Consider the following 19,410-nt stretch of genomic DNA (forward strand, 5'->3'; position numbering starts at 1 on the left):
TTTCCTTTCAGTGATGGGAATGCTCTGGAACGGGTGTTTCAGAGGACGGTCTTTCCGGGCCTGCCGGACGCGACGCACGGGGCAGCAGGACCAGGGCGGTCGCAGCTGCCAGGATGATCGCGGCGGCGGTCACCAGGCCCAGCGGGAGGATGCTGAGTGCTCCGGCGAGTCCGACCAGCGGGGCGGCGACTCCACCGAGAGCGAAGCGGGCGGCCCCAAGGAAGGACGAGGCGGCGCCGGCGATGGTCGGATAGCCGGCCAGTGCGATGGTGGTCGAGGGCGGGCTGGTGACCGCGGTCCCGCTCACCAGGAGAAGCAGGGAAACCATCACCGCGGGCAAGGGCAGGTGGATGATACCGGCGGTCAGGATTCCCCCGGCTCCGGCCGCGCACATGGCCAGGCCGACCATGAGGGTCCCGGTGATGCTCCACCGTTCGCTGGACCGGCCGGCGAGGTAGCCGAAAGCCATGAACCCCGCAGAATTCAGGCCGAAGGCCATGGCGTATTGCTGAGGCGAGAGGCCGTAGGCGCCCTGCAGGACGTAGGTGGCGCCGCTGAGATAGGCAAACAGCGCCGCATAGACAAACCCTTGAACCACGACAGCGCCGACGAACCCGCGGTCCCGGAACAAAACCCGCATATCGCGGCCCACCTGGCCGAACCCGCCCGGGGTGCGCGACCCCGCGGGCAGCGTCTCGCCAAACCCGACGACGACCCAGGCCAGAATCGCCGCACCAATGACCGCAAGGACCTGGAACAGTCCCCGCCAGTCCATCACCGCGGAGAGCGCACCGCCCACCAAGGGTCCCACGATGGCCGCAAAGCCGCCGATAACGGTCAGCCGGCCGTAAAAGCGGATCAAGCGGCCGCCGTCGTACACATCGCGGCCCGCCGCCTGGGCGATCACGATCCCTACGCCGCCGGCCACGCCCTGGACCAGCCGGGCGAGCACCAGCACCTCAACGGAGGGGCTCATCGCACACAGTGCCGACACGACGACGTACGCGGTCACCCCGATCAGGAGCGGCTTTCGCCTGCCAAAGCGGTCAGAGAGCGGGCCTGCGACCAGCTGCCCCGCCGCCAGCCCCAACAGGCACGCGGTGACCGTCAGCTGTGCCGTGGACGTCTTCGCGCCAAGCTCGGCGGTCAGGGCAGGGAGAGCCGGAAGATAGAGGTCCATGGAGATGGGTCCAAAGACCGTCAGCACCAGCAACAGCGCCGCCAACCACCGGCCATGGCGGCCCGTCTGGTTGAGGGTGGAGGAATCAGTCATGTATCCAGCAAAACCCTTATCGGCAGGCCGAAGAAGTCCCTGTCAAGAGGTGTACTGGCAGGGCATCCCTCCGCCGCGGGGATCGTCGTATCGTCATAAACATGGACAATCGAGCCGAGGTGCGCGAGTACCTCATGTCACGTCGGGCCAAACTCACCCCCGAGCTCGCCGGGATACCCTCCGGCCCGAACCGGCGAGTCAAGGGACTGCGCCGCTCGGAGGTGGCCATGCTCGCAGGCGTCAGCGTGGAGTACTACTCCAAGCTCGAACGCGGAACCATCGCAGGGGCCTCCGCCTCGGTGCTGGACGCCATCTCCGAGGCCCTGCAGCTGAACGACACGGAAAGGGCCCATCTATTTGACCTGGCCCGGGCCGCCGACGGGATTCCCACCTCGGGCCGTTCGCGGCGCCGCGGCATCACCCGGAATCCCGCCCTGCGCCCGAGCCTCCAATGGGCACTTCGTTCCATCACCGACGGTCCCGCCTTTGTCCGGAACGCGCACCAGGACATGGTGGCCACCAACGATCTGGGCCGTGCTTTCTACTCGCCCGTGATTGGCGACGGCGGACGCACACCCAACCTGGCCCGCTTCCAATTCCTGGACCCGGCCTCCAGGGACTTCTATCCCGATTGGGACCTCTTCGCCGACATGTGCGTGGCGATCATGCGGGCGGAAGCCGGCCGGGACCCGCACAACAAGCTCCTCCAGGACCTCGTCGGCGAGTTGTCCACCCGAAGCGACGTCTTCCGCCGGCTCTGGGGGGCCCATGACGTGCGCACCCACGGGTCGGGGACCAAACGCTTCACGCACCCGGTGGTCGGGGAGCTCACCCTGTCCTACGAGGAGCTCGCCGTCACGGCCGATCCCGGCCACGTGCTCCTTGTCTACTCGGCCGAACCCGGGTCACCCTCAGCGGAACGGCTGAGCCTCCTCGCCTCCTGGGCCGCCTCGCAGCCCATCGCCTGATAACCGGCGCTTTCTACGGTCCCTCCGTCCCCGTCCCCGTCCCCGTCCCCGTGCCCGTGCCCGTGCCCGTCCCCGTCCCCGGTGCCGGGTTCCGGCCCGTGCCCGTGCCGCCCGCACTCAGCGCCCGGAGCGCGTTCAGGATGGTGGCCAGGTCCACCACCTCCTGGGACAGGGCACCGGCGATCGCCGGGACGTAGCCCGCGGCGGCCGCCACCATCAGGGCCACGCTCATCGCGATGCCGATCCAAATGCTCTGCAGCGCCACCTTCACGGTGCGCTGGCCGATCCGCACCGCCGAGGCCACCTTGGACAGGTCATCCAGGATGATCACGACGTCGGCCGACTCGCCAGCCGCCGTCGAACCCCGCGCGCCCATCGCGATCCCGACGTCGGCGACGGCAAGGACGGGGGCGTCGTTGACGCCGTCGCCCACCATCATCACCGGCCGCAGCGGCAGGGACCGCACCGCCTCCACCTTGTCCGGGGGCAGGCACTCGGCCCGGACGTCCGTGAGGCCGGCCGCGTCCGCGATGTGCTCGGCGGTGGCCAGGGCGTCGCCGGTGAGCATCACGGTCTGCGTGACACCCAGGTGCTGGAGCTCGCCCAGGGTGCGGCGCGCCTCGTCCCGGAGCGGGTCGCTCATCACCAGGCAGCCGACGAATTTTCCGTCCACCCCCACGTAGATGCCCAGCTGCCCGGACACCAGTTCCGTCTCCACCACGCCCTCGGCCGATTCGGCCACAAAATTCGGTTTCCCCACCACCACGTCCCGCCCGTCCAGCCGGGCCCGGACGCCGTGCGTGGCGTACTCGGTGGCCTCGGAGGCGCTGTGGAAGCCCAGCACCCGGGCCCTCGCGGCGTCCATCACGGAGGCGGCGAGCACGTGGGAGGAGTACTGCTCCGCGGACGCGGCCAGGCGCAGCACCTCGTCCTCGTCCAGGGTGCCCGTGGTGCGGATTTCCACCAGCGCCGGCCGGCCGTAGGTCAGTGTACCGGTCTTGTCGAACGCGGCGGTGCGGATCCGGCCCAGCAGCTCCAGCACCCCGGCGTACTTGACGATGATCCCGCCGCGGGCGGCCCGGCTCATCCCCCCCAGGAACGCCACCGGCGCGGCGATCAGCAGCGGGCAGGGCGTGGCCACCACCAACACCTCGGCGAAGCGGGCGGGGCTGCCGCTGATGATCCAGCCGACGGCGCCCAGCACGTACGCCAGGCCCGTGAAGGGGACGGCGTAGCGGTCGGCCAGCCGGACCATTGGCGCCTTGCTTTCCGCGGCTTCCCGGACCAGGGCCACGATCCGGCTGTACTGGGAGTCCTCCATCCGGGCCGTGACGCGCATCCTGATGGCCGCCTCGCCGTTCAGGGATCCGCTCATCAGGTTTTCCCCGGCGGCCCGTTCCACGGGCAGGCTCTCTCCGGTGAGGGACGATTCGTCGAAGGTGCCGGAGTCGGAGAGCAGGACCCCGTCCAGCGGAACCACCTCGCCGGGGCGGACCAGCAGGATGTCGCCGATCCGTACGTCGGTGGCGGCCACATCCTCGTGCTGGCCGTCGGCCAGGCTGCCATCCCCGTGGGTGCCGTCCGCCGCCACACCGGCGCGCTCGCGGTGCGCCGTTTGCGGGACGCGTTCGAGGAGTGCGGTCAGTTCCGCCTTGGCCCGGCCCGCCGCGAAGTCCTCCAGCGCCGTGCCGCCGGCCATCATCAGCACAATGATCATGGAGGCGACGAACTCGCCCACCAGCACGGTGCTGACGATCGCGGTCACGGCCAGGATGTCGATGCCCCAGGTGCCGCCCATCAGCCGGCGGACCATGCCCACCGCCAGGTACGCGGCGACGGCCAGGGCGTAGAGGCTGGCGGTCCACCGGGCGATGCCCTCCTGGCCGGACACCAGCAGCAGGATCACGGCCAGCAGGACGGCCAGGGTGCCTGCCACCAGCGGGTACCGGAAGAGAGTTTTCACGGGGGTCCTGCCTTGCCTCAGCGCCGATTCCGGGATGTGCCTCTTCCAGCATCCTACTGCCCGGGGACGGCGGGTTTCCGGGGCCGTTGGAGGGGTCTTTGAGCCCTATCCCGGGCAGCGGATCCGGGGTCACGGTGGGGCATGTGGTCGATCCCCGTCGGCGGTCAGCGCCGGCTCCTGGCGGCGGTGCTCGCCGTCCTGCTCGTGGCGGCCGCGGTGGCCGGAGCGGTGCTGCTGGCCTCGGGGCCGCGGGGTTCGGGCCCGCAGGGCGGATCCCCGGCCACACTGTCCGTGCCGCCGTCGTCCTCCGCTTCCACGGAGTCACCGTCCGAGGCCACGACCACGGCGGCCCCGTCACCGGCCACGACGACGGCGGCCGCGCCTGAGCCGGGCGTACCGGCGCCGCCCGCCGCGGAGCCACCCGCGCCGCCCGTACCTCCCGCGCCACCGGCACCCCAGCCTTCCGCACCGCCCGAACCGGCACCTGAGCCACCGCAACCGCCCGCCCCGCCCGCGGACCCGTTTCCGGCCGCGCTCCGGGGCGCCGACGTCGAGGTCATCCCCGGCGCCGGGCCGGTGGTCGCCCTGACCTTCGACGCCGGGGCCAACTCCGCCGGGCTGCCCAGCATCCTGCAGACCCTCTCCGCGACGGGTGTGCGGGGGACGTTCTTCCTCACCGGCGCGTGGGCGTCCGGCAATCCGGCGTGGGTGGCCGCGATCGTGGCCGGAGGGCACCGGATCGGCAACCACTCGATGACCCACCCCGGCTTCACCGGCCTGACCGACGCCCAGATCGCCCAGCAGCTCGCCGGCGCGGAGGCCGCCATCAGCGCCGCCGGCGGGACCGCCCGGCCGCTGTTCCGGTTCCCTTTTGGCGAGCGGGACGCGCGCACCATCGCCGCCGTCAACGCCCTGGGCTACGTCGCGGTCCGCTGGACCGTGGACACGCTGGGCTGGAAGGGAACCAGCGGCGGCATCAGCGTCCAGACCGTGCTGGACCGGACCCTCGCCGGGCTGCGCCCCGGCGAGATTGTCCTGATGCACATCGGCTCCAACCCCGACGACGGCAGCACCCTCGACGCCGACGCCCTGCCGCAGTTGATCGCGCGGCTCCGGGCGGCGGGCTACGGCTTCACCACCCTCGGTGCCCTCCTCCGCTGACGGTGCCGATGACGTGCCCGCGGGCTGCGGTGCAGGCCTGTCGCGCGCCCGGGAAGGCTGGTACGAATAACGCATGACGGTCTCGCCCACAGTCGCCGCAGCACTGGCGCCGGTGGACGCCGTCGTCTTCGAACTCGACGGCGTGCTGCTGGATACCGCCGAACAACGCGCCGCGGCCTGGCGGATCCTGCTGGACGAGGTCCTGCGTGACCCCCGGCTGCCGCCCACCGCCCGGCGCGGCCCGCCCACCGGCGCCGACTTCACCGCCTATCTGGACGGCCGAACCCCCGCCGAGGGGGTGGCGGACTTCCTGGCCTCCCGCGGGGCGGCGCTGCCGGCCGGACACCCCGCCGACCCGCCGGGGGAGTGGACGGCGGCGGGGCTGGGCGCCAGGCAGGACCAGCTCTTCGCCGCGGCGCTGGCGGCCGACCCGCCACGGGCCTACCCCGGCTCCGTCGCCCTGCTGGAGCGGCTCCGGGCCGGCCGCGTCCCGGTGCTGCTGGCCACCTCCGCCCCGCACGCGTCGCCGCTGCTCGCCGCCGTCGGACTCGACGGCGCCTTCGACCAGATCGCCGACGGGCAGACCGCCGCGCACCGGGGCCTGCCCGGCAAACCCGCCCCCGCCCTCCCGCTGGAGGCGGTCCGGAAGCTGGACATCCCGCCCCGCCGGGCCATGGTGATCGAAGCCTCGGTGGCCGGGGTGCGGGCGGGACGCCGAGGCGGCTTCGGGCTGGTGGTCGGCATCGACCGGGACGGACGCCGCGCGGACCTGGAGGCCGCCGGCGCGGACATCGTGGTCGAAGACGTCAGCGAACTGGACATAGGCCTGGTCATCACCCACCCCTGGCTGCTGGTCTACGAGGGCTTCGATCCGGCGCACGAGGGGCACCGGGAAGCGCTGACCACCCTGGGCAACGGCTACCTGGCCACCCGCGGGACGGCCCCGGAACAGCGCGCCGGCCCCATCCACTACCCCGGGAGCTACTTGGCCGGTGTGTACAACCGGCTCACCAGCACGGTGGAGGGCCAGCGGACCACGGACGAGCACATGGTGAACATCCCGGACTGGCTGCACCTGGACCTGCGGATCGAGGACGGGCCGTGGTGGTCGGAGGGCGGGCTGCGGCTGCGCCGGGAACGGCGCACCCTGGACCTGAAACGCGCGCTGCTGACCCGGGAGGCGGAGCTGGAGGACGACGCCGGGCGGCGGCTGCGGGTGGTGCAGCGGAGGCTGGTATCGATGGCCGAACCGCACCTCGCGGCCCTGGAGACCGTTATCAGCGCGGCGGGCTGGAGCGGCCGGATCAGCATCAGCAGCGGCTGCGACACCGCGGTGCGCAACGCCAACGTCCCCGAGGACGCCGGCCTCGCCCAGCGCCACCTGACCGGGGTGCAGGCGGTGGAAAACCCCGCCAACGCACCCGGCCCGGGCGCCGTCGGCCTCGACGTGCAGGTCCGCACCAGCCGCAGCCGGATCGGGATCGCGCTGGCCTTGCGCACCGAGGCCTCCGGCCCGGCGAACACCGCCTACCACCAGTCCGCCGGCCTCTACGCCCACCGCCTGGAGGCCGCCGTGGGGGAGGGAGCCCCGGTCGCGGTCACCAAGACCGTTGCGGTGGCCACCTCCCGGGACCATGCGGTGTCCTCGCCGCTGGCGGGAGCGCAGGCGGTGCTGGCCCGCGCCGGCACCTTCGACCAGCTGCTGGCCGACCACGAGCGGGCCTGGTCCCTGCTGCTGACCCCGTTCATCATCGACTCGGATGCCCCCTCCCAGGCCCAGCTGATCCTCAACCTGCACGTCTTCCACGTGCTGCAGACCCTCACCCTGCACACCGCCGAGCTGGACGCCGGCGTCCCGGCCCGCGGCCTGCACGGGGAGGGCTACCGGGGGCACGTCTTCTGGGACGAGCTCTTCGTCCTGCCGGTGCTGAACTCGCGGCTGCCGTCCCTGGCCCGCGAGTTGCTGGACTACCGGTGGCGCCGGCTGGGGACGGCGCGGGACGCGGCCCGGTCGGCTGGCCTCTCCGGCGCCCTGTTCCCCTGGCAGAGCGGCAGCGACGGCACCGAACAGACTCCCAGCCTGCTGTACAACAGGCTGTCGGGCCACTGGCTGCCGGATTACTCCCACCGGCAGCGGCACGTGGGGCTGGCCGTGGCCTACAACGCCTGGCAGTACTTCGAGGCCACCCAGGACCGCGGCTGGCTGACCCAGCACGGCGCCGAACTGATCGTGGAGGTGGCCCGGCTGTTCGCGTCGATGGCCGAGCACGACCCCGCGGACGACCGCTTCCACCTGCGCGGCGTCATGGGCCCGGACGAGTACCACACCGGACCCCCGGAGCACCCGGACGCGGGCCTGGCGGACAACGCCTACACCAACGTCATGGCCGCCTGGGTCTTCGACCAGGCCGAATGGATTATGCGCTCGGTCAGGGGCTTTGACATGGAGGACCTGAAGGCCCGGCTGGGGATCACGACGGCGGAGATCACCCGGTGGGCGCGGCTGAGCCGGCGGATGTTCGTGCCCTTCCACGGCGAGGGCATCATCAGCCAGTTCGCCGGCTATGGCGAGCTCCGGGAGCTGGACTGGGCCGGGTACCGCCGCCGCTACCGGAACATCGAACGCCTGGACCTGATCCTCGAGGCGGAGGGGGACAGTCCCAACCGCTACCGGCTGGCCAAGCAGGCTGACGTGCTGATGCTCTTCTACGTCCTGGGCGAGGACCAGCTCACCGGGTTCCTGGCCCGGCTCGGTTACCCGGTCACCCCGGAGCAGTTGGCCGCCACCGTGGACTACTACCTGGCCCGTACCGCGCACGGCTCCACCCTCAGCCGGGTGGCGCACGCCTCGGTCCTGGCCCAGCGGGACCCTGAGCAGGCCTGGGCCACTTTCCGGGAGGCGCTCGACGCCGACCTCGACGACACCCAGGGCGGCACCACCAGCTCGGGCATCCACCTGGGTGCGATGGCGGGAACCATCGACGTCGTCCAACGCAGCTTTGCGGGCCTCCGGATCACCCGCGACGCGCTGACCTTCACGCCCCGGCTGCCGGTCGAGCTGCGCCGGCTCGGCTTCAAGGTCCGCTACCGGGACCAGCTGCTGGCCGTCCAGCTCGAACCGGGGCGGCTGGCAGTCACCGCCGCCCCGGGCGACGCCGCGCCCGTCCTGGTGCGGGTGGGGCAGCAGGAGGTGTTCCTGCAGGCCGGGCAGCGGCACGAGTTCCGGGCCGGGCCCTGACGCCGGGCACTCGGTGCGCCACGTATGAAACTCAGTCCCTCACCCGAATGACGGCGGCGCCGGTCACCCGGTCCGCGGCCAGGTCCCGGAGGGCCCGGCCGGCTTCCTCGAACGGGTAGGCGGTGGTGCTGGGCCGGAGCGGGATCTCCGCGGCGATCCGGAGGAACTCCTCCCCGTCGGCCCGGGTGTTGGCGGTGACGCTGCGCAACTGCCGTTCCTGGAAGAGCTCGGCGGCGTAGTCCAGGGCGGGGATGTCGCTGAGGTGGATGCCGGCGACGGCCAGCGTGCCGCCGCGGTCCAGCGCCCGCAGAGCCGGCGGCACCAGGGTTCCCACCGGCGCGAACAGGATGGCCGAATCGAGTGGATCCGGGGGCGGCTCGTCCGCGTCGCCGGCGAACACGGCGCCCAGCTCCAACGCCAGGGCGCGGGCCGCGGGGGAGCGGGTCATCACATAGACGCTGGCTCCCCGGTAGAGGGCCACCTGCGCGGCAAGGTGGGCGGAGGCACCGAAGCCGTAGATGCCGAGCCGGCCGCCCACGGGAAGGTCGGCCCGCAGCAGGGCCCGGTAGCCGATGATCCCGGCGCACAGCAGCGGGGCGGCCTCTTCGTCCCGGAAGGATTCGGGGAGCCGGTAGGCGAAGTCCTGGGCCACGGTCACCAGTTCCGCGTAGCCGCCGTCGCGGTCCCAGCCCGTGAAGGTGGGCGTTAGGCAGAGGTTCTCCTGCCCGCGGACGCAGAACCGGCACACCCGGCAGGTGCCCCCGAGCCAGGCGACCCCCACGCGCTCGCCGGGCTGGAACCGGTCCGCCCCGGGCCCGGACGCGACGACGTCGCCCACCACCTCATGCCCGGGCACCACGCCGGGCCGCCGCGGGGGCAGGTCCCCCTCGGCCAAGTGCAGGTCGGTCCGGCACACGCCGCAGACACGCACCCGGACCAGTACTTCGCCCCGGCCGGGGAGGGGGTCGGGCCGTTCGCCGGCCACCAGCGGACCGGTGTCCGCGGGCCCGGGGCGGCCTACCCACCAGGCGCGCATGGGTCTTTCCGGATGACGAGGACGTTGCAGGGTGCCTGCTGCAGAACCCCGGAGACGGTATTGCCCGGCCCGGTGCCGCGGCGGTGGGATCCCAGGACCAGGACGTCGGCCCCCGCCGCGGCGGCTGAGAGCTCCCGGCCCACGTGCCGCCCGGGAACCAGGGTTCCGGTGACGGCCAGTCCCGGGGCCAGCCTCCGGGCCTCCGCCACGGCGTCCGCCAGGAGCGCGGCTCCGCCCGTGGCCCGGCCTGCTCCATGCTCCGGGTCGACCGGGGCGACGTGGAGAATCTCGAGGCCGGTGCCCATCGCGGCGGCGAGGGCCGCGGCCTGGGCTACGACGGCGGTCCGTGCCGGGTCGGCGTCGACGGCGGCCGTCACCGGTTGGCCCGGCAGGGTGAGCCGCCTGACCACCATCAGTGGGCAGGGCGCGGAGGCTGCGAGGTCCGCGCAGACGGAGCCGGCGATCCGGCCCAGCACGCCGCCCAGTCCCCGGCTGCCCACCACCAGCAGTGCCGCCCCCCGGGCCGCGTCCTGCAGCACCTGGGCCGGAAGCCCCGGCAGCATCCGGGCGGTGACCGTCAGGCCGGGGGCGGCGGCTCGCGCAATGGCCGCTCCGGAGTCGCGGATGGTCTCTGCGGCGAGGCGAAGCCCGCTGCCGGAGACACCGCCGACCGGGCCCAGATTGGAGGTGAAAACCGGCCAGACCCAGGCGTGCACCACCTCGAGGCTGCGCTTCGTCGCGGCGGCGTGCCGGGCCGCCCAGCGAACGGCCAGCCGGGCGGAATCGGAGTCGTCATACCCGGCCACGACGGCGGCGCGCTGTCCTGGTGCGGCTGCCGGCATGGATCCTCCCGGGTAGGCGGACGGCACCCCAGCAGTGCGGCTTCACCCCAGTACAGGCGCCCGCCCGAGCGGAGGCTAGGGGCTTTGGTCCCCGCGCCGAGCGTCGGAAGCGTCACCGGCGCGGCGCTCCTCGCCGCGCTCCGCCGATGCGTGCCGGGCGTGCTCCTCGCGCAGCTCCCGGCCCCGGCGGATGTCCTCTTCCTCCTGGGCCTGCAGCTTGTCGCTCTTCTTGGTGTCCCGCGGCGGCAGCTGGATGGTTTCCTCGGCCTCGATCCCGGCCTGCAGTTCACGGCCGCGCTCAGTCTCGGCGTCGAACTCGGCACCGAACAGCAGCGACATGTTCAGGATCCAGAGCCAGAGCAGGGCCACGATGATGCCGCCGATCGCACCGTACGTCTTGTTGTAGCTGCTGAAGTTCGCCACGTAGAACCCGAAGGCCACCGAGACGAGCAGGAAGACCAGCAGGGCAATCGCCGACCCCATGCTCAGCCAGCGGAACTTCGGCTGCTTCACATTGGGGGTGGCGTAGTAGAGGATGGCGATCGCGACGATCAGCAGCACCAGCATGACCGGCCACTTGGCGATGTTCCACACCACCAGGAAGGCGCCACCCAGGCCGATCAGGTTACCCACGGACTCCGCCACCGGCCCGCTGAGGACCAGCATGGCGGCGATGACCACCACCAGCAGGAGGTTGACCACGGTGACGCCCAGCATGGTGCCGCGCAGCTTCAGGAACGGCCGGCCCTCGTCGGTCTCGTAGACCCGGTTCATGGCGCGGCCAAAGGCGCCCACGTAACCGGACGCGGACCAGATAGCCGTCAGGAGGCCGAGGACGAACGTCAGGCCTGCCGCGGAGGAGCTGGTCAGTTCCTGAATCAGCGGGCGGATCGTGTCCACCGTCTGCCCGGGGGCGAAGCCCTGAACGATGTCCAGCAGCGCGCCGGTGGTCTTCTGCGCGTCGCCGAAGAGCCCCAGCAGGGACACCAGCGCCAGCAGGGCCGGGAAGATCGACAGCACCGAATAGTAGGTCAGCGCCGCCGCCAGGTCCTGGCACTGGTCTTTAGTGAACTCGCGCAGGGTCTTGCGGGCGATGTACTTCCAGGACGGTTTGGTGACGTCGGTGGGGCGGTCCGGCTTGCGGGCGTCCTCCGGCGAGGGCGAGGTTCGGGCCTTGGCGGTGCTGCTGGTGGCGGTCTCGGCGTCGTCCATGGAGCCAGTGTGCGCCTGGGTGAGGTTCTTGGCCATCGGAATCTTCTTTCGTGGTTAAGCGCAGCGGCCGGCTGCCTCCGCGTCAGCGGGGGCAGCCGGCCGCCATCCGGGTCAGGCTAAGCCTGCTGGACATTGTCCTTGGCGTCGGCGGCGCGGTCCTTGACGTCGGCTACGGCCGTCTGGCCCTCGCCCTTGACGTTCTGGGCCGCGTCGGTGGCGGTGGCCTTGACGTTTTCCACGGCTGCCTGGGCGGGTTCCTTGAGACCCTCGGCCACGTGCTGTGCCGCCTGGCCCAGCTCCGTGGTGAGCGGCTCGGCTGCCGACTTCAGTGCATCGGCGGCCTCCCGTTCCTTCTGGCTGGCCGGGATCAGGGCGGAGACCAGGAGGCCGGCGCCGAAGGCGATGAGGCCTGCGGCGAGCGGGCTGCCCTGGGTCTTGGCCTTCACCTGGTGGGGTGCGTCGGAAACAGCAGAGCCGGCATCGCTGAAGTGCGCTCCGGTGCTGCTGCCGGCGTGGTCGGCTGCTCCCATGACTTTCTCCTTCGCTCCGAAGACTGCGTCTTTGACCTTGTCGGTCTGGCGCTGGACGATGTTGGACGGGGTGACCTTGTCCGCCACGGCGTCGACGTTGGTTCCGAGCCGTGCGCGGGTTGCTTCGATGTCGGCACGGATGGCATCCGGGTTCTGACTCATTGTCTTTCCTCGCTTTAGTGGCTGGGCTTGAGAGTGGGGGGAATTTCCTGGATGGTCTCGGCGGTCTGGGGAAGGCCCTTCATCGCCTTGAGCTCCTTGCGGCCCATGGAGGCCATGACGGCGCCGATGATGCCCCAGATGACGGCGACAATGACGCCGGACCATCCGAGTCCCATCAGGGTTCCGAGGCCCCACCAGAGGGCCAGGGAGAGGAACAGCAGGACAAAGTGGCCCGCCACTCCGGCGCCGGCCAGCAGGCCGCTGCCTTTCCCGGCCCGGCTGGTGGTCTGCTTCAGTTCCGCCTTCGCGAGCTCCAGTTCCTGGCGCATCAGGGTGGAAAGATCCCGGGTGACGTCCCCGAGCAAATCACCCAGGGAGGTGGTCTCCGCTTTCACGTGGGCGTCCGTGGCCTGGGCGTGGGCGCCCAGCGGCATCTCGGTGCTCATCGGCGTCCGCCGTCGAACGGGTCCTTACGGTCCGGGTCGACGCCGGGATCGACGCGGTACGGATCCGCCTCCAGCGGGTCCTCGGCCCAGCTCCCGGCGTGGGCGCCGGAGCCCTCTCCCTCCAGCGGGTTGGGCGGGTAGGTGTCCGCGTGGGCGGCCGTGGTGGCTTCCGGGTACTGCACCGGCGGCGGCGGAACCGCGACGCCGGCATCGGGCACCCGGGTGACGGGCTGCGGTGCGCGGGAGGCGGCGCCGGCGGAGCCGTTGGCGGACTGCTCCGGGGCACCGGCGCTGAGGTTGCGGCTCAGGCGTCCGGCCAGGATGCCGGCGCCGGCGGCTGCCAGCAGGAAGGCGCCGGGACGCTGGCGTGCAAAGGACTTGACCTCGGTCAGGAGCGAGCCCGGATCCCGGTTCTCGAGCCAGGTGGCGACGGAGGCGGAGCGCTCGGCGGCCTGGCGGACCAGGTCGGTGGCTACGCCGGGCTGATCAGAGGCGCGGGCCATGGTGTGGAGTTCGCTGGAGATCGAGTGCAGGCCCTGGGCTGCCTTCTGCTGCTGGTTGCCGGCCTGCTCGGTGAGGTCCGTTCGGGCCTGGTCCAGCAGGTTGCGGGCGTTGCTCTTGACCTCGGAGGCGACGTTGGCTGCCTCGGTCTTGGCGGTCTCGGCGACGTTCTGGGCCGAGTCAACGGCCTGGTCCTTGACCTCGGCGGCCTCATCCTTGGCCGCGTCGGTCTTGGACGACGTTCCGGTTCCGCCGGTGCTGTACGAGTCGGTGCTGTAGGAGTCAGTGTCGAAGGAGCCGGTGCCGGAGGACGCCTGTCCGCCAGCGTAACCGCCGGTGGTCCCTGCAGCCGGGTACTCCGTCGCGGGGTAACCCGTGCCGGCATGCTCCGTGCTGACATGCTCCGTGCCGGAGTTTGCCGCCGATGGGAACGTGGTGCGGGGGCGTAGCTCGTCCTGCGCGTCACCCGGCGTGCCGTAGGTGCCGTCCTGGGGCCATTGGTTCTCTGTCATCGTCGCTCTCTTTCCTTGAAGATCCGCTTTTAGATCTGAGGCCCGGCCGCCGTGCGGCAGCACCGGAACCCGAATAGTAAGCATGATTACTAACAAATAGTAAGCAAACTTTGCTTCCATTCACAAGGGCCGCCCGGGACTTGGTCCGGGACGGGCCGATAGGGTTGGGGCATGGGCGAGAGGGCTGACGGCTGATGGCGAAGAAGGGCAGGGCCGCCCGGCGCGGAGCCGCCGCGGCCGAGGAAACGCAGGGGCGGCAGGCCGGTTCCGGGGCCCCCGACACGGCAAGGGGGGCGGGTAAAACCGGGCCCGTGGCGGGTGTCTACACCATCGATACCGGAGACTGCGAACTCGCTCCGGACCAGGACAATTCCACCGGCTGGCTGCTGCGGATCAACGGCGTGATGAGCTCCCATATCGACCTGGCGGACCCGTTGTTCCTGGACTTCGAATACATGCGCTGGATTGCCGCCCTGGTCGAGTCCCGCTGGCCGACGGCGGCCTCGCCCCGGCTGCGTGCGCTGCACCTGGGCGGCGGGGCGTGCTCGCTGGCCCGTTACGTCCATGCCGCCTACCCGGAGGCCCGGCAGGTGGTGGTGGAGCTGGATGGCAAGCTGGCGGAATACGTCCGCGGCTGGTTCGACCTGCCCAAGGCCCCGCTGCTGCGGCTCCGGGTCGGGGAGGCCCGGGAGGTCACCGAATCGCTGACGCCCGAAACCCGGGACCTGATCATCCGGGACGTTTTCGCGGGCTCACAGACCCCGCGGCCGCTGACCACCGCCGAGTTCGTTGGCCATGCCAAGCGTCTCCTGGGCCCGGGCGGCGTCTACGTCGTTAACTCCGGGGACGCCCCTGCGCTGACCAACGCCCGCGAGGACGCGGCCGCCATCGCCGGGGCCTTCCGGCACACCGTCATCATCGCCGACCCGGCCATGCTCAAGGGGCGGCGTTACGGCAATATGATCATCGCCGGGAGCGACGAACCGCTCGGTGGGGATCCGGGCCTGGCCCGGCGGCTGCTGGGCGGCGGCGTGCCGGCTCACCTGTGGGACGACGCTCGGGTCCGCTCCTTTGCCGCCGGCGCGGCCGTCCGGCACGACGCCGCCCCCGCCTCCCTGGAGAATCCAGCCCAGCCGGAGAGCCCGGCGCAGCCCTAAGCCCGGCCCGTGCCGCGGCCCATCAGCGCGTCGTGGTGCGCGTCCGTCCCCTCGCGGAGGGCCTGGACGACGGCGGCCACCGCGGGCCGGCGGAGCGAATCGGGCCGCAGCACCATCCAGTAGGGCAGCATCTCGGCGACCTGGTCCGACACCAGCCGCACCAGGTCCGGGTGCAGGTCCGCGGCGAAGCAGGGCAGGAACCCCACCCCGGCGCCGGCCCGGGTGGCCTCGATGTGCACGAAAACGTTGGTCGAGCTGAGCCCGTCGCGCATGGTCGGCACCAGCCTGCGCGGGGCATCGAGGTCATCCACCTGCAGCATCGAGTCGACAAAGTAGACCAGCGGGTGGCTCTCCAGTTCGGCGAGCGAAGCGGGCGTTCCGTGCTCGGCCACGTAATCGCGGGAGGCGTACATCCCCAGCATGTACTCGCCCAGCCGCGAGGCCTCGGCGCGGTGCACCTGCGGTTCGCCCACCACCACCTCGATGTCCAGGCCGGAGCGCTGCTGCAGTGCCCGCCGGGTCACGGTGATGATTTCCACGCTCAGCCCGGGGTGCTGGTGGCGCAGCTTCGCCACCGCCGGGGCGGCGATGTAGGCGCTGAAGGCATCCGTCGCGGTCATCCGGACGACGCCGGTCACCGGGTCCGGCGTCTTCCCCGGTTCCTCGAGGGAGCGCACGGCGCCCTCCACCTCCTCGGCGACGGCGACGGCGGCGGCTCCCAGGTCCGTCAGCTCCCAGCCGCCCGCGGCGCGGGAGAGGACCCGCCCGCCCAGCGCCTTCTCCAGGGCGGCGATCCGGCGCGAGACCGTGGTGTGGTTCAGGCCCAGGGACTGCGCCGCCGTCGTAAATTTCGCCGAGCGGGACACGGCAAGCAGCACCAGAAGGTCGTCCGGATTGAGATTCATATCTGCAATTCTGCACACACATCGTGCCGCTTTGGCCATTGAGCGGCGGCGAATCTGCGGCGATACTCGATGAAGCCCATTTTCAGTGCCGTGCATCACAGCTGATTGCACCGCGACGGTAAGCACCACACACTGTGTCGCCGTGGACACCTAGGAGTTACTTATGAGCGTAGAACAGCGCTCCGCAACACCGCCTGCCGCCCGCAAGGGCGAGGGCCTCAAGAAAATCGTCGCCGCCTCCATGGTGGGAACGGTCGTCGAGTGGTACGAATTCTTCCTCTACGCCACCGCAGCCACCCTGGTCTTTGGCAAGTACTTCTTCCCGTCCACGGGCAACGACCTGGACGGCATCATCCAGGCCTTCCTGACCTACGCCGTCGGCTTCGTCGCCCGGCCGCTGGGCGGCATCGTCTTCGGCCAGATCGGCGACAAGCTGGGCCGCAAGCCCACCCTGCAGCTCACTATCGTCATCATCGGCGTGTCCACCTTCCTGATGGGCTGCCTCCCGGGCTTCGTCGACATCGGGTACCTCGCCCCGGCCTTGCTGGTCATCCTGCGCTTCATCCAGGGCTTCGCCCTGGGCGGTGAGTGGGGCGGCGCCGTCCTCCTGGTTGCCGAGCACAGCCCCAACGAGGGCCGCGGATTCTGGGCCAGCTGGCCGCAGGCCGCCGTGCCGGTGGGCAACCTGCTGGCCACCCTGGTGCTGTTCATCATGTCCAACACGCTCAGCGCCGCGGACTTCCTCGGCTGGGGCTGGCGCGTGGCGTTCTGGCTCTCCGCCGTGATCGTCTTCGTCGGTTACTACATCCGCACCAACGTTTCCGAGGCGCCGATCTTCCTTGAGGCCAAGGCGCAGCTGGAAGCCGAGCAGGCCGCCAGCTACGGCGTCCGCGAGGTCATCCGCAAGTACCCGAAGGGCATCCTGCAGTCCATGGGCCTGCGCTTCGCCGAGAACATCATGTACTACCTGGTGGTCAGCTTCTCGATCGTCTACCTGAAGACCGTGGACAAGTACGACACCTCGTCCCTGCTGCTGGCCCTGCTGATCGCGCACCTGGTGCACTTCCTGGTCATCCCGCAGATCGGCCGTCTGGTGGACAGCTGGGGCCGCAAGCCGGTGTACCTCGTCGGTGCCATCTCCGGCGCCACCTGGCCGTTCTTCGCCTTCCCGATGTTCGACACCAAGAACGCCGTCGTCATCGTCCTGGCCGTGACCATAGGCCTCTGCCTGCACGGCTTCATGTACGCCGGCCAGCCGGCCCTGATGGCCGAGCTGTTCCCCACCCGGATGCGTTACGCCGGCGTCTCCCTCGGCTCCCAGGTCACCTCGATCTTCGCCGGTTCGCTGGCACCGCTGCTGGCCACCGCCTGGCTGAAGGACACCAACTCCTGGCTGCCCACCGCCATCTACCTCGTGGTGGCATGTGTCATCACCGCGGCCACCGTGCTGACCCTGAAGGAAACCAAGGGCATCGCACTGGAGGACGTGGACCGGGCCGACGCCGAGCGTGAAGGCCTGGCCGTAGCCGCCGTCCGCTGACCCGGACAGCAGCACCCGCAGCACTCGTCAAATTCTGAACTGGAAGGCTGGGTATATGGAAAACTCACTCAACGGCCGCAAGGCCCTGGTCACCGGCGGAGCGAGCGGCATCGGCGCGGCTACGGTCCGCGCCCTGGCCGCCCGCGGCGCGAAGGTGGTGGTGGCCGACGTCAATGAGGCCGCCGCGACCGCCCTCGCGGACGAGGTGGGCGGCTCCGCTTGGGCCGTCGACCTGTTCGACACCGACTCTCTGCAGTCGCTCAGCCTGGACTGCGACATCCTGGTCAACAACGCCGGGATCCAGCGGATCAGCCCCATCGAGGACTTTGATCCGGCCGATTTCCGCCGGATCCTGACCCTGATGCTGGAGGCTCCGTTCCTGCTGATCCGCGCCGCGCTGCCGCACATGTATGCGAACAACTTCGGCCGGATCATCAACCTCTCATCGGTCCACGGGCTGCGGGCCTCGCCGTTCAAGAGCGCCTACGTCTCGGCCAAGCACGGCCTGGAGGGCCTGAGCAAGGTTACGGCGCTGGAGGGCGGCGCGCACGGCGTCACCTCCAACTGCGTCAACCCGGGCTACGTCCGGACCCCGCTGGTGGAGTCGCAGGTGGCGGACCAGGCCAAGGTCCACGGCATCCCCGAGTCCGAGGTGCTGGCCAAGATCATGCTGACCGAGGCGGCCGTGAAGCGGCTCGTGGAACCGGAGGAGGTCGCCTCGTTGGTGGCCTGGCTGTCCTCCGACGACGCCGGCATGGTCACCGGCGCGAGCTACACCATGGACGGCGGCTGGTCCGCCCGCTAGGGGCGGCCGGCTGACGGTTCCGAAAGAGGGAAGATCGGTGGGAATTCGTCCGGGCGCGATGCCCGGGCGGATTTCTGCCGTTAAGCGGGAGTGGGGGCGCCGGCGAGCCGGCAACCCCGCCCCGATGCCCCGCGTCCCGGGTCCCGGCGCGGGCCTCGCTAGGCTGGGCCCATGCGCAAGGATTTCAGCCCCTCGGACCTGTCCTCCGCCGAGTTCTACCGGCTGCTCACGGCCCTGGTGGTGCCGCGGCCCATCGCGTGGGTCTCCAGCACGTCCGCGGGGGGTGTGGACAACCTCGCGCCGCATTCGTTCTATACGGTGGCGTCGGTGACGCCACCCATCCTCCAGTTCACCTCGGTGGGCCGGAAGGACACGTTGCGGAACATCACGGAGCGCGGGGAGTTCGTGGTGAACTTCGCACCCGTCTCGCTCATGGCCGAGGTCAATGCCACCGGAACGAATTTTCCGGCCGACGTGAGCGAGTTCGACGCCGCCGGCCTCACCCGGGAGCCGGGCAGGACGGTCTCCGTGCCGCGTGTGGCCGAGTCGCCCGCGGCTTTCGAGTGCCGGCTTCACGCGACGCAGCCGATGGGGGATTGTGTCCTGATTTTCGGGGAGGTCACCCATGCCGTGGTGGCCGGGGACGTCCTGGCCGGTGACCATCCGCTGATCGACCGGCTAGGCCCCCTGTCCCGGCTGGGCCGGGACGAATGGGGCCTGCCGGGACCTGTTGAGGAACTCAAGCGGATCCGCCGGTCCGAGTGGCCGGGCTCTTTCCGCCGTCGCGACGAACGCGGCGCCTAGCCGGTTCTTCTGTGGTGGCGGTGAGCCGCCGTCAGCCTTCGCAATCGGTGCAGTAGGCGTGACCGTCCTTTTCGCGGGCGATCTGGGACCGGTGCCGGACCAGGAAGCAGGAGTAGCAGGTGAACTCGTCGGAGGCCTGCGGGATCACCTGGACGATCAGTTCCTCGCCCGAAAGGTCGGCGCCGGGGAGTTCGACGCCGTCGACCGTGTCGGCCTCGTCGAGTTCCAGCACGACGCTGCGGGCGTCGGGGGAGTTGGCGGACTTCAGGGCTTCGAGGGAAGCGTTGCGGGATTCGGCGACGTCGGGGCGTACTTCGTCGTAGTCGGTTGCCACGTGTGGTGTGCTCTTTTCTTT

General features: G+C 70.9%; 17 protein-coding genes. 7 read left to right on the top strand and 10 right to left on the bottom strand.

Going from position 1 to position 19,410, the window contains the following annotated elements:
- Nucleotides 1-7: 7 nt before the first annotated feature.
- Nucleotides 8-1,273, bottom strand: coding sequence for a multidrug effflux MFS transporter (locus AB0O44_RS07460; protein ID WP_364136139.1), 1,266 nt, complete (start codon nucleotides 1,271-1,273; stop codon nucleotides 8-10).
- 101 nt (nucleotides 1,274-1,374) lie between these two features.
- On the opposite strand from AB0O44_RS07460, the gene AB0O44_RS07465 reads away from it, so the two are divergent.
- A complete protein-coding gene (locus AB0O44_RS07465; RefSeq protein ID WP_364136142.1) occupies nucleotides 1,375-2,241 on the top strand; it encodes a helix-turn-helix transcriptional regulator in 867 nt (288 codons plus the stop codon).
- A gap of 13 nt (nucleotides 2,242-2,254) precedes the next feature.
- On the opposite strand, the gene AB0O44_RS07470 is transcribed toward AB0O44_RS07465, so the two are convergent.
- Nucleotides 2,255-4,204 (bottom strand): heavy metal translocating P-type ATPase, encoded by a 1,950-nt coding sequence (locus tag AB0O44_RS07470; RefSeq protein WP_364136145.1) that lies wholly within the window; start codon nucleotides 4,202-4,204, stop codon nucleotides 2,255-2,257.
- Between the two features lie 141 nt (nucleotides 4,205-4,345).
- Between AB0O44_RS07470 and AB0O44_RS07475 the strand changes: the two genes are divergently transcribed.
- Together AB0O44_RS07475 and AB0O44_RS07480 are read left to right on the top strand one after the other, a co-directional pair.
- Nucleotides 4,346-5,365: a polysaccharide deacetylase family protein gene (locus tag AB0O44_RS07475; protein WP_364136148.1), complete on the top strand. Its 1,020-nt coding sequence runs from the start codon at nucleotides 4,346-4,348 to the stop codon at nucleotides 5,363-5,365.
- A gap of 73 nt (nucleotides 5,366-5,438) precedes the next feature.
- Nucleotides 5,439-8,603, top strand: coding sequence for an HAD family hydrolase (locus tag AB0O44_RS07480; RefSeq protein WP_364136151.1), 3,165 nt, complete (start codon nucleotides 5,439-5,441; stop codon nucleotides 8,601-8,603).
- Between the two features lie 31 nt (nucleotides 8,604-8,634).
- Here the strand turns inward: AB0O44_RS07480 and AB0O44_RS07485 are convergent, their stop codons facing one another.
- From AB0O44_RS07485 to AB0O44_RS07510, 6 genes are all read right to left on the bottom strand, one after another.
- Nucleotides 8,635-9,639 carry a zinc-dependent alcohol dehydrogenase family protein gene (locus AB0O44_RS07485; protein ID WP_364136154.1) on the bottom strand — a complete coding sequence of 335 codons (1,005 nt, stop codon included), beginning with the start codon at nucleotides 9,637-9,639 and terminating at the stop codon, nucleotides 8,635-8,637.
- Nucleotides 9,621-10,481, bottom strand: a complete 861-nt coding sequence (locus AB0O44_RS07490; RefSeq protein WP_364136157.1) for a universal stress protein — start codon at nucleotides 10,479-10,481, stop codon at nucleotides 9,621-9,623. Before AB0O44_RS07490 ends, AB0O44_RS07485 begins: the two co-directional genes overlap by 19 nt.
- A 75-nt stretch (nucleotides 10,482-10,556) precedes the next feature.
- Entirely contained in the window at nucleotides 10,557-11,729 is a 1,173-nt protein-coding gene (locus AB0O44_RS07495; protein ID WP_364136159.1) for a YihY/virulence factor BrkB family protein, read from the bottom strand.
- A gap of 80 nt (nucleotides 11,730-11,809) precedes the next feature.
- Nucleotides 11,810-12,385: a DUF3618 domain-containing protein gene (locus AB0O44_RS07500; protein WP_364136162.1), complete on the bottom strand. Its 576-nt coding sequence runs from the start codon at nucleotides 12,383-12,385 to the stop codon at nucleotides 11,810-11,812.
- 14 nt (nucleotides 12,386-12,399) lie between these two features.
- Nucleotides 12,400-12,831, bottom strand: a complete 432-nt coding sequence (locus tag AB0O44_RS07505; RefSeq protein WP_364136165.1) for a phage holin family protein — start codon at nucleotides 12,829-12,831, stop codon at nucleotides 12,400-12,402.
- On the bottom strand, nucleotides 12,828-13,844 hold the full coding sequence (locus AB0O44_RS07510) for a hypothetical protein (RefSeq protein WP_364136168.1): 1,017 nt from the start codon (nucleotides 13,842-13,844) through the stop codon (nucleotides 12,828-12,830). Before AB0O44_RS07510 ends, AB0O44_RS07505 begins: the two co-directional genes overlap by 4 nt.
- A gap of 194 nt (nucleotides 13,845-14,038) precedes the next feature.
- Here AB0O44_RS07510 and AB0O44_RS07515 point away from each other — a divergent pair, with 194 nt between their 5' ends.
- Complete coding sequence (locus tag AB0O44_RS07515) at nucleotides 14,039-15,001, top strand: fused MFS/spermidine synthase (RefSeq protein WP_364136170.1); 963 nt, start codon at nucleotides 14,039-14,041, stop codon at nucleotides 14,999-15,001.
- Here the strand turns inward: AB0O44_RS07515 and AB0O44_RS07520 are convergent.
- The gene (locus AB0O44_RS07520; protein WP_364136173.1) at nucleotides 14,998-15,906 is read right to left on the bottom strand and encodes a LysR family transcriptional regulator; all 909 of its coding nucleotides are present in this window, start codon (nucleotides 15,904-15,906) and stop codon (nucleotides 14,998-15,000) included. The two genes, AB0O44_RS07515 and AB0O44_RS07520, sit on opposite strands and share 4 nt — an antisense overlap.
- A 163-nt stretch (nucleotides 15,907-16,069) precedes the next feature.
- On the opposite strand from AB0O44_RS07520, the gene AB0O44_RS07525 reads away from it, so the two are divergent.
- The 3 genes from AB0O44_RS07525 (at nucleotide 16,070) to AB0O44_RS07535 (ending at nucleotide 19,055) form a co-directional block, all read left to right on the top strand.
- Nucleotides 16,070-17,446 carry an MFS transporter gene (locus tag AB0O44_RS07525; RefSeq protein ID WP_364136174.1) on the top strand — a complete coding sequence of 459 codons (1,377 nt, stop codon included), beginning with the start codon at nucleotides 16,070-16,072 and terminating at the stop codon, nucleotides 17,444-17,446.
- 55 nt (nucleotides 17,447-17,501) lie between these two features.
- Nucleotides 17,502-18,251, top strand: coding sequence for a 3-hydroxybutyrate dehydrogenase (locus tag AB0O44_RS07530; RefSeq protein WP_364136176.1), 750 nt, complete (start codon nucleotides 17,502-17,504; stop codon nucleotides 18,249-18,251).
- Nucleotides 18,252-18,422: 171 nt separating this feature from the next.
- Nucleotides 18,423-19,055, top strand: a complete 633-nt coding sequence (locus AB0O44_RS07535) for a flavin reductase family protein (RefSeq protein ID WP_364136178.1) — start codon at nucleotides 18,423-18,425, stop codon at nucleotides 19,053-19,055.
- 31 nt (nucleotides 19,056-19,086) lie between these two features.
- On the opposite strand, the gene AB0O44_RS07540 is transcribed toward AB0O44_RS07535, so the two are convergent.
- A complete protein-coding gene (locus AB0O44_RS07540) occupies nucleotides 19,087-19,389 on the bottom strand; it encodes a DUF4193 domain-containing protein (RefSeq protein WP_290256887.1) in 303 nt (100 codons plus the stop codon).
- Nucleotides 19,390-19,410: the final 21 nt, after the last annotated feature.

It is taken from the genome of Arthrobacter sp. NPDC080082, from assembly GCF_040686595.1.
GTDB lineage: Bacteria > Actinomycetota > Actinomycetes > Actinomycetales > Micrococcaceae > Arthrobacter.

Bases quoted from the DNA above. Each gene is read 5' to 3' on its own strand.
- AB0O44_RS07460 (WP_364136139.1), bottom strand. From the start codon at position 1,273: ATGACTGATTCCTCCACCCTCAACCAGACGGGCCGCCATGGCCGGTGG.
- AB0O44_RS07465 (WP_364136142.1), top strand. From the start codon at position 1,375: ATGGACAATCGAGCCGAGGTGCGCGAGTACCTCATGTCACGTCGGGCC.
- AB0O44_RS07475 (WP_364136148.1), top strand. From the start codon at position 4,346: ATGTGGTCGATCCCCGTCGGCGGTCAGCGCCGGCTCCTGGCGGCGGTG.
- AB0O44_RS07480 (WP_364136151.1), top strand. From the start codon at position 5,439: ATGACGGTCTCGCCCACAGTCGCCGCAGCACTGGCGCCGGTGGACGCC.
- AB0O44_RS07485 (WP_364136154.1), bottom strand. From the start codon at position 9,639: ATGCGCGCCTGGTGGGTAGGCCGCCCCGGGCCCGCGGACACCGGTCCG.
- AB0O44_RS07490 (WP_364136157.1), bottom strand. From the start codon at position 10,481: ATGCCGGCAGCCGCACCAGGACAGCGCGCCGCCGTCGTGGCCGGGTAT.
- AB0O44_RS07495 (WP_364136159.1), bottom strand. From the start codon at position 11,729: ATGGCCAAGAACCTCACCCAGGCGCACACTGGCTCCATGGACGACGCC.
- AB0O44_RS07500 (WP_364136162.1), bottom strand. From the start codon at position 12,385: ATGAGTCAGAACCCGGATGCCATCCGTGCCGACATCGAAGCAACCCGC.
- AB0O44_RS07505 (WP_364136165.1), bottom strand. From the start codon at position 12,831: ATGAGCACCGAGATGCCGCTGGGCGCCCACGCCCAGGCCACGGACGCC.
- AB0O44_RS07510 (WP_364136168.1), bottom strand. From the start codon at position 13,844: ATGACAGAGAACCAATGGCCCCAGGACGGCACCTACGGCACGCCGGGT.
- AB0O44_RS07515 (WP_364136170.1), top strand. From the start codon at position 14,039: ATGGCGAAGAAGGGCAGGGCCGCCCGGCGCGGAGCCGCCGCGGCCGAG.
- AB0O44_RS07520 (WP_364136173.1), bottom strand. From the start codon at position 15,906: ATGAATCTCAATCCGGACGACCTTCTGGTGCTGCTTGCCGTGTCCCGC.
- AB0O44_RS07525 (WP_364136174.1), top strand. From the start codon at position 16,070: ATGAGCGTAGAACAGCGCTCCGCAACACCGCCTGCCGCCCGCAAGGGC.
- AB0O44_RS07530 (WP_364136176.1), top strand. From the start codon at position 17,502: ATGGAAAACTCACTCAACGGCCGCAAGGCCCTGGTCACCGGCGGAGCG.
- AB0O44_RS07535 (WP_364136178.1), top strand. From the start codon at position 18,423: ATGCGCAAGGATTTCAGCCCCTCGGACCTGTCCTCCGCCGAGTTCTAC.